The sequence below is a fragment of the Paenibacillus xylaniclasticus genome (assembly GCF_004001065.1).
GTDB lineage: Bacteria > Bacillota > Bacilli > Paenibacillales > Paenibacillaceae > Paenibacillus_T > Paenibacillus_T xylaniclasticus.
This window is the reverse complement of sequence record NZ_BIML01000055.1, coordinates 1-8,817: the sequence shown is the minus strand read 5'-3', so window position 1 is coordinate 8,817 and position 8,817 is coordinate 1. Positions and strand designations below refer to the sequence as shown.

The 8,817-nt window shown below is 45.3% G+C and carries 7 protein-coding genes; all 7 read right to left on the bottom strand.

Annotation, left to right across the window (positions count from 1 at the left end; genetic code table 11):
* Nucleotide 1: 1 nt before the first annotated feature.
* Nucleotides 2-1,033 carry a type I-C CRISPR-associated endonuclease Cas1c gene (gene cas1c, locus PXY01_RS21590; protein WP_127573154.1) on the bottom strand — a complete coding sequence of 344 codons (1,032 nt, stop codon included), beginning with the start codon at nt 1,031-1,033 and terminating at the stop codon, nt 2-4.
* The gene (cas4, locus tag PXY01_RS21585) at nt 1,030-1,686 is read right to left on the bottom strand and encodes a CRISPR-associated protein Cas4 (protein WP_127573152.1); all 657 of its coding nucleotides are present in this window, start codon (nt 1,684-1,686) and stop codon (nt 1,030-1,032) included. Before cas4 ends, cas1c begins: the two co-directional genes overlap by 4 nt.
* Entirely contained in the window at nt 1,676-2,536 is an 861-nt protein-coding gene (cas7c, locus tag PXY01_RS21580; protein WP_127573150.1) for a type I-C CRISPR-associated protein Cas7/Csd2, read from the bottom strand. The genes cas4 and cas7c overlap by 11 nt, the downstream gene beginning before the upstream one ends.
* 21 nt (nt 2,537-2,557) lie before the next feature.
* The gene (cas8c, locus tag PXY01_RS21575; RefSeq protein WP_127573148.1) at nt 2,558-4,456 is read right to left on the bottom strand and encodes a type I-C CRISPR-associated protein Cas8c/Csd1; all 1,899 of its coding nucleotides are present in this window, start codon (nt 4,454-4,456) and stop codon (nt 2,558-2,560) included.
* A complete protein-coding gene (cas5c, locus tag PXY01_RS21570; protein WP_127573146.1) occupies nt 4,453-5,169 on the bottom strand; it encodes a type I-C CRISPR-associated protein Cas5c in 717 nt (238 codons plus the stop codon). The genes cas8c and cas5c overlap by 4 nt, the downstream gene beginning before the upstream one ends.
* Nucleotides 5,170-5,547: 378 nt before the next feature.
* Entirely contained in the window at nt 5,548-5,754 is a 207-nt protein-coding gene (gene tnpA, locus PXY01_RS23465; protein WP_444980865.1) for an IS66 family insertion sequence element accessory protein TnpA, read from the bottom strand.
* 312 nt (nt 5,755-6,066) lie between these two features.
* Nucleotides 6,067-8,490: a CRISPR-associated helicase Cas3' gene (gene cas3 / locus PXY01_RS21565; protein WP_127573144.1), complete on the bottom strand. Its 2,424-nt coding sequence runs from the start codon at nt 8,488-8,490 to the stop codon at nt 6,067-6,069.
* Nucleotides 8,491-8,817: the final 327 nt, after the last annotated feature.

The window sequence follows — 8,817 nt, the reverse complement described above, 5'->3', positions numbered from 1 at the left end:
CCTACTTCCACATAAAAGGAGGGTACTCGTCCAAATCATTACGCAGATAACGCGCTAGTAATAAAGCCTGAGCGTGCGGTACGAGTCCCCAAGAGATCTTTTCTCCAAGATACGGATGGGTGATTTGCTCCTGCTTTCGCTCCTGCCATGCGGCAAGAAACTTTTTTCTCGCATTGTCGTTCAATAGAACGGCACCATTTTCCTTCTTAACAAAGTCGTCCTTGCTTACAATTTTCTTATTAATCAAAGATAAAATGAACCGATCCGCCATTACGCCGCGAAGCTCCTCCATCACATCAAGCGCAAGCGAAATTCTTCCTGGGCGATCCCTATGCATAAATCCAACATAGGCGTCTAATCCAACCCCTTCAAGTGCTGCTGCTACATCATGAGCCAATAACGAGTACGCGAACGACAGTAACGCATTGACGTTATCGAGCGGTGGACGACGGGAACGTGTATGGAAATAAAAAGCGTCCTTCTGCTGCAGGATCATATCATCCAGCAGCCTGTTGTACGTTGCCGCCCCCTGTCCCTCCAACCCTCTCAACCGGGATAAATCCTCACACAATCTAACCTCATGCATCAGATCTGTTAATTGTTGAGATGCTGTCTTGAACCGCTCCACCTCTATTCGTAGCGGATAGTCCCGTGTCATTCTCTCAATGATCCACTTGTGATTGTAGAGCTTCCCGACAATAAAATTGCGCGCCACAATCGCCGATTGCTTCTCATCTGCCGACATTGCATATTGCTTCTTGCGCAGCACGACGTTACCGTTGCTCTCGCCAATTACTCTTGCCAGAAACCGGCCGGTTACCGTATAGAATGCAATAGCGATGTGACGTTCAGCGCAGTATCCCATTAACGCTGGACTTGCTCCCGTATACCCGAACGAAACAATCGATTGCAAATTATGAAGCGGAATTCTTCCGAGTCTCTCATCGTCCTTCAGTACGACAATGTTGTCGCCATCCAATGACAAATAAACATCTGGTTGGGTAATGTACAGCGTATTGAGCAGCTTCTTCATTCATATATTTTCCCTTCAACATAGCTTCGAACGGTCCGCTTGTTCATAAGTTCAGGTAAGCAAATCGATTGAAGGGAACAACTGCGACAAAACGAACCGGTCTTTACTCGCGGCGTATGTCGTCGATTATAACAATCTAGCATCTCAGCAAAAATTACTTTCACTTTGTTCTTCAATTCAGTTGTAAGCAGCACTTCCATTCGATGCCTGATCTCGTGATAGTACAAGTATCCAACATCTACGTCGCAGAGCAGCATTTCTTCGAGGCACACCGCTTGAGCGGCTAGCTGCAGCACATCTTCATCGTGCTTCTTCGGCTTGCCGCGCTTGTACTCCACCGGATATGGGATATACTTGCCCTCAGACCCGCTGATCGCAACGCCTTCCTCACTACGAATAAACTCGACCACGTCACAAACGCCAGATATTTTCAAAGTTTCTGACTTGACAGGCATAGCACGCACAATAAGTTTATCTCCGCGCTTCTCGCGGATAAACGGCTGATCTGCTTTGCTATGCAGATGCTCTCCCTCTATCGTTCGAACATTATCCACCCACTGCTGCTCAATATGAATAAGTGCCCATTGCCGCTTACAAAATTGATAATGCTGAATGCCGGACAGCATTAAATAATCGTCGTCATTACCGTCCATCAAGAATCTCGACCTTTAATCCTTCAAGCGGTTCGACGATAAATTCATAATCTTCGTAGCGCTTGGCATCGTCTACCTTTTTCGTAATTTTCAATGAACGATGTACTTTGGCGGATGAATATTGACCGAGCTTGGAGTTGTGCTTCCACCAATACACTTGATGTACCTCCATACTTCCTTCCGGCCGGGCTGAAGATGCGTCGTTCTCGAACAACGTCAAAAGTGCCTGCTTAATACGATCAGCATCTTCATTCGAGAAACCGGTTTTCTCTGCTAATTGCGTATTAATGCTTCCATAAAACACGTATACGCCCGAGTCTACACGATGCTTCATCCCCATTGTATCCGAGCCCCGCGAGGTACCTGGCTCCGAATTGACGCTCTTCGTAATTTGTACGCTTGCAATGTCGATTGGATCGAGACTCGTTGCTGTATGGATCGACACCGGTCCCCTTACGCCAACGGAAACGCCTGACCCTTTGTCTGCCTTGAAAGCAAACACTTGGCCGAAGCTGCGTACATCAATCCACTCTCGGCAAGCTATGCTGGCGAACTCATCACTGGAGCCGTTCTTGGATTTCAAAATTTTCTCCAGCTCAGCATTGGCATCTGCACGCTCTCGCAAGCTGCCATGGGTGTCCGTCTTGCGATCGTTCGATTGTACGAAGATCGCTTCCCCCATATCCTGAAGCCGATTGCGAATTTTACGCTTCAATGCAACATCCGATATCTCTCCGTAGCCATCATAGTTTTGCCGCGGACGATTGCCATTAAGAGGATCTCCATTCGGATTAGCTTTCGTGACCGATAGCACAACTGCAAAATCTATTTTATGATCTAAAATGGTCATCTTCGATCTCTCCCTTAATGATTAGTTTAGTGACTCTTCGGAATCTTCCTTACTATCGTTACTGCTGTTTGCTTTCTGATACAGCTCATGACGCTGACTGTAAAAGCCTAACAAGTATAAGTCAGATAACGGCTTGTTGTTGAAATCCTCGGGCTTAATGCGAGAGCCGATCTCGTCAATGATCTTGGACCAACGAATCGCCTTCGTTCCAAGCCTTACTTGATACGGCAGCAAGCTCGATTGGATCGTTGCCCATGTTCTGGCCGGATACTTGGAGAACATATTCATGTACCGAATCGCATTACTTGCACGGTTCTCCTCACCAAGAGCTCGTCTTTCCAATACGTCGGCGACGGCCAGCAGACGGCCGAACAAGTAGCTGCGGTCATTATTATCTTGATCTAATGCCACGCCAAATCCCTCCCTGCTCTTATTTACTAATGCACATGCTATACTAAGTGTTTTCTCCCATTCCCACTTGTCCATCGCTGCCGGATTCGAAGCACGGTGGAAGAGGCTTCTCTTAATATCTTCAGGTATAGGCCGCCCATCGACGATACAAGGCAGCATTCGTTCCATACAGCCTTTGACCACCTTATCGCTTGCATTCGGTCCATAAGCAGCATAAGCGATATCTTTCGTTGCAGGGGCGCCATAAAATGACACATAGTCGCCCTGCTCATTCTTGCGATAACGATGCAGCCATACGCAGGACGTATGCCAGTCAATCAGCTTGTCCAGATACAATCCGACATCCATATTCCGATAGTAAAGCACAGCCATACGCCCAGTTGTCGCCGAATCAAGAACGATTATGTTCACCTTGTCGTTAACCAAATCAGCTATCCGGTTGCGATAGCCTTCCAGCGCCTTGGCAAGCTCCCTGGCAAAATCCCGATTCGTATAAGATATTCGCTGCTCGTTATACTCCGCCCCCTCCGGATCGAGCGAGTAAGAATCCTCATTCGGCCCCGGAACGTCAAGCGCTTCGTTCCCCCATGCTAGGAACACACGTCCGTCAATAACTTTGCCCTGACGATTGATAAGCCATTTCAGTGCATTATGAGCTTTTTGGGATACCTCATAGCTAATGCAGGCAGCTTCATTACCTTCTCTGAATCGGCCCCGATATGTGAACCCGCTCGTGTCGTTAGCTGAGATCAGCTTTGCTTTGTCTCCAGCATTCCGAATCTTGTTCGCATGCTTATCCGTTGCAGGAACCGTTCTTCCCGTTACGTAACATACATCTTCCTCACCCAATTTACCGCTATAATATTGAATGAAAGAATTGTACATCGCCTGATCTTCCCATACTTTAGCTAAATCCCGATCAGGAGCATAGACGGTGAATCGAACGAAAGCACTCGTCTGGTCGGCGCTCACCACTGAGAAGATCCCGGGTTTGGTTCCGGATTTCATCCATTTGTTCAGCAGACGCTGGTTATCATCCAGGTGAACGATTCCATCGTTGACGAGATCTCGGATCAAAGTGCCTTTCTTCAAATAACGATAAATGCTTCTAACCTTGTCTATCGCATACGGGGAATTCGCCCATTCTTCAAGCTGCTTAATATAGTATTGGAAAGGCTCCTCTTTCTTGATTTCCCCGCCGAAGGCTACATAATCGCCAGCCACGTAGCTAAGCTTATCGTGCAGCGGATATGGAGCGATCTTCGATCCCGCCCGGCTCGCAGAGTCCTCTGTACACGGGATCAGCGTATTTGCATCATTCTTGTCTATAATGACCGAGGCCGAGTGATATTCTCCGTCTTCCGTTATGTAAACCTCTATATGGGCGGTTTGTGTTGTATGGGAGACGGGGAGTAGCGTATATTCCTGGTCGTTATGCCTTTTCTCGATTTTGCCGACTAGATCGAGATTTGCTTCATAGGTTTCATACAAATTTAACAGCCAGCTCATGGATTCTCCCCTTCCAGCTGATTGAGCAGTTCTTCGGCCGATTGAACGTTGGTATGGTCAAATTGTTTCAGCCCCATAGCCGAGATGACGCGAACCTGCGGACACTCCTCCGGACGAATAAATTCAATGACACCATTCTTCATTACCGGATTCCATAAGCGAACCTCCAGCTGATTTCTCCCTGTCTCGTCGGGATAATTCAAGCCATGGACCATATTGCCTAAATGAATGTCCCCATAGTTGTCGTAAAATCCGGCGCCTTCACCGAAAACGCAAGGCTCCACATAAGCTTGGCATTCCCTCGCGCCGAGAAAAATATCTCTCCGCCCACCAGCCTTAAGCGCACGTTGCATGATGCTGTAATGCTTATTTTCGTTCCGGTCATCAGCCAGATCAGGACGGTTATAGTTGAATTCAAAATGGCCTTTCACCTGATAACGAGGACTTCTCAGGTACGTATAATTAGCAAGAGTGTTACCGCCTCCATAATCCATTGGCCTGATGCCTTTCGACTCCATGCGGATTGGCTCCATCACACGAACAGCGTCTATTACCATGATCAATGTAGGTTTCCAATATATGGATTCCAATATTCCCTTTAGAGCCTGATAGGTGGGTACCTGATAGGAGAGTTTTTCGCCACCTATTCTCGTGAGCGGATCAGTAAAAAGAGCATAGTCACCATAAACTTCGAACTCGATCGTATTCTTCATCGTTTCACCTCCAATCCGTAGTTCTTAATCAGTGAGCTAGCCCCCACCTAGCAGTGGGAGCTAGATGTAACAATTAATTCGAGGCAGTTGTATGGATGCAGACCATTATCCTTAACTTACAGAGCCCTGCATACCGAATAACTAATGGCTGGAAAGAAAACAAATTTAGCGGAAGAGAACGAGGCGAGTAAAAAATGTTCTTGTACAACAGCAGCTAATCCATCATGGATTTCCGAGTATCTGTTGCTCCGCAGACGGAATACTCAAATGAAGTTAAAGTGTAGCTTAACATAGTGGTGTGAGAGCAGCTACGACATCACGAAGTAATCTCGGCTCGAAACCGGGTTGAATTTGAATATGTGCAGCGCCAACTTGAATTTATATCCGGCTTGCTTTCGAGTTCGTAATCGTGGGACGGAAAGCTGTATTAGAAACAGCTCGCTCCTTTCTTTGGGCTTTGTAGAGCCAATATTTCAATTGATGTATGCTCACATGGTTTTCTTCAGACCAAGCCTTCATGGTTTGACCACTGGTTTGATAGGCCCGGATACGCTCGGTCCATAGTAGTTGTAAATTGTTCTCTATTCAAAGACCCTCCTTTCTTGCGTGAAATGCCATTATTGTGTTCTGATGGCTTTGCTTTGAATAAGCAGTGTTGACTTTAACGCTTCTGTTTATCACTACATGTACATATTACATCATCTTACAGAATATGGTCAACGCCTTTCTAAAACATTATATGAATCTTTTTCATTAAACCACAATCCTGTTTCAAGGCGTAACGAATGTATGATATATTTAAGATCGCTGGTCTGACTGGCGTGGATTGAAATATATAGTGTTTGAGATGAATGATTAGAGGAAGCCTATCTGCTTGCAGGTAGGCTTCTCTCATCTTTAATAGATGGATAGGTCAAATCGGCTGTCATTTTGAAGATTTAACCCATACTCGTCACTGTAAGCAGATTCCGTCAGCGCTAGTATTTTACCGTTCAATAGGTTGACAAGCCCACCACTCCGTTCGAGCTGCTCGCGTTCGTATCGAAACAGATTAATAGTATATTGCTGAGCCTGACGAAGAAGTCGGGTCAAGTCGTCAATCTTTTCTCCCCCATTCAACTGAGCAATCATTTCTTTCCCCTTATCATCATAGGGAGCGATCACCGCCGTCGTCACGCTGTCGATGACTTCGAAATGCTCCGCCGCTGTGCGGTAGCTGTTAAGAAGGAAGAGCGGCGCATGTTTCTGATAACGACGTCTATAGCTTTCGTGATAAACATTTTGATTTCGTCTTGCGATTAACAAATTCGTCATCTCAATCTCATACTTATCAACAAAATGGTTCAGGCTCGTCTTGAACTCTTTATACAGTCGGAGAAAATATAAATCCATCGCTGAAACCGACAATATATTACCGCCATGTAGAGTGGCATTTCGCTTAATATCTCGCAAAATTTGCTTCGACAGCTTTTTGCCCACTTGGATTTCCTTAAGATGCTTTAAATTTTCCTCCGAATGGTCAATTACATAAACTTGCTGTGTATCGTATTTTCCGTGACGGTTGCATCGCCCGGCAGCCTGCGCAATCGAGTCCAATCCGGCCAATGAGCGAATGACGCAGTCGAAGCTTACATCGACCCCCGCTTCAATTAGTGGTGTACTTATGCAGACAATACGCTCCTCACGGTCCAAATGACTGCGGATTTTCTCCAATATACGACTTCTGTGAGCTGCACACATAGAGGTACTTAAGTGATACAATGGAACTTGGCAATCCCTAAGTTGATGATAGAGAGATTTCACTACGCTCTTCGTGTTCAATATGACAAGTACACTGCGAACCTCGTCAAGCTTGTCCATGACAAATTCCGCAAGCTCGTTCGTATCAAACGTTTCTTCCGATGCTCGATCAATGATTTCCACTCGTTTGAAAGCATCAATCACATCATCCAAATCTTCAATTATTTCTGCATCAGCAGCTTTGTGCAACTTATAATCTACTGACTCCAATGCCGGCTGCGTTGCCGTACACAAGATTAGGCTTGACTTGCAATAATTTTTCAAAAAATTAAGTGCGAGATTAAATAAGGAAACACAAGAAATTGGAACCTTCTGCACCTCATCGAAAATAATGACCGATTCACTTAAGTTATGAAGTCTTCGGATATTCCGACTTCCTCGCGCATAGAACACATTCAGAAATTGAACCATCGTCGTAAAAATAATCGGCGAATCCCAATTATCCTTCGCGAGTTTCAGCTTAAGATTCATCCTTCTATCCATCATGCCATCAATATTCTCTTCATCATCCTGATCATCATTGATCACATTCGAATGGTGCTCCAGAATGTGTTCGTGGTCTAACAAGATCTTTCGCACCTCTTCAGCATTCTGTTCAATAATTGTGGTGTACGGAACAACATAGATGATTCGCTTCTTACTTTTCTCTAGGGCATGCTTGAGCCCATATCTTAGGCTCGCCAATGTTTTGCCTCCGCCGGTCGGGATCGACAGCGTATAAATTCCCGACGGTTTTCCCGCAAACTCATCGCATTGATCCGACATTTGCCTACGGAGCACGTTAATCGGTTTATTTGCTTCTTCTTGAGGGTAAGATTTTACTTTGTTTAACAGCCTCTCATAGTAAATCTCGAATAGCTCTCCGTAATTCCTCTCCGACTCGACGGGTTCATTTTGCTCAAACTGTCTTGTGTTCGTCCGATCTGCATCGATTAATACACTGAACAAATACTTCGTTAGAAACATCAACTTGACTTCATCCCTCTCAGATGAAGCATTCAAATACTGATCCATTTCTAACGTTGCTCGTGATACATATTCTTTAAAATCCTGTTCGTTCATCACATGCTCGAAAAAGCGACTTCTAGCCTGATGGTATCCTGGAAGTTGTTCATTAGTTACACGTTTCAAATATGGCGACTCTGAATCTGGGCTGAGGAAATCTTGCAGATATGAATGGTGGGATAATATGGCGTTTCCAACTACTTCGGCTGTAATACCGTATAACTTGCTCGGAGGCCCTGTATGAAACAGATCATAAAGCAACTTGCCTCCCGCGGTTGAATGATCTACGCTGCCTCTTCTCGGCGGAGATGTTGGATTATTCACAGCTTCCCGTATATACTCTTGAAATTCATTGGTGAATTTACCCATGTCATGTAGAAGGCCCGCTAATCCGGCTAGATATTTTACACCAATCTTGGCGCCATAAGATTCGGCTAATGCTTGCACTTCGATAAGATGTTCCTTAACAGATTGCTCCTTATGGTCGCTTTCACGAATATGAGCAATATAGTTCATTATTCTCCTCCATTCGCAACAAGTACTAAAGATATTATGCATTGTTCTAATGACAACAGGTTGTCAGCGAACGTATGTTTTGTAATAATTTCCTTAAAAACGAAGGCAGGTAAACTGTGTCTTACCTTCGTAGATATGTTGAAATTACACAGCTAATTCCGTGAATCCGCGCTGAGAAGGACCACTTATATGTTTCCGATTCAACCCTTCTCTGACATTTTAACCGCTCACCCGCATAGGGTGCGACAGCTTATTTGTATCACAGCGCGGAGGGCCGCTTACAATTTCAATCCGCGCACCCGTACGGGGTGCGACTTCGGTAATACG

Excerpts from the sequence above, each read along its gene's own strand:
- cas5c (WP_127573146.1), bottom strand. The coding sequence starts at position 5,169 with ATGAAGAATACGATCGAGTTCGAAGTTTATGGTGACTATGCTCTTTTT.
- cas8c (WP_127573148.1), bottom strand. The coding sequence starts at position 4,456 with ATGAGCTGGCTGTTAAATTTGTATGAAACCTATGAAGCAAATCTCGAT.
- cas4 (WP_127573152.1), bottom strand. The coding sequence starts at position 1,686 with ATGGACGGTAATGACGACGATTATTTAATGCTGTCCGGCATTCAGCAT.
- cas1c (WP_127573154.1), bottom strand. The coding sequence starts at position 1,033 with ATGAAGAAGCTGCTCAATACGCTGTACATTACCCAACCAGATGTTTAT.
- cas7c (WP_127573150.1), bottom strand. The coding sequence starts at position 2,536 with ATGACCATTTTAGATCATAAAATAGATTTTGCAGTTGTGCTATCGGTC.
- cas3 (WP_127573144.1), bottom strand. The coding sequence starts at position 8,490 with ATGAACTATATTGCTCATATTCGTGAAAGCGACCATAAGGAGCAATCT.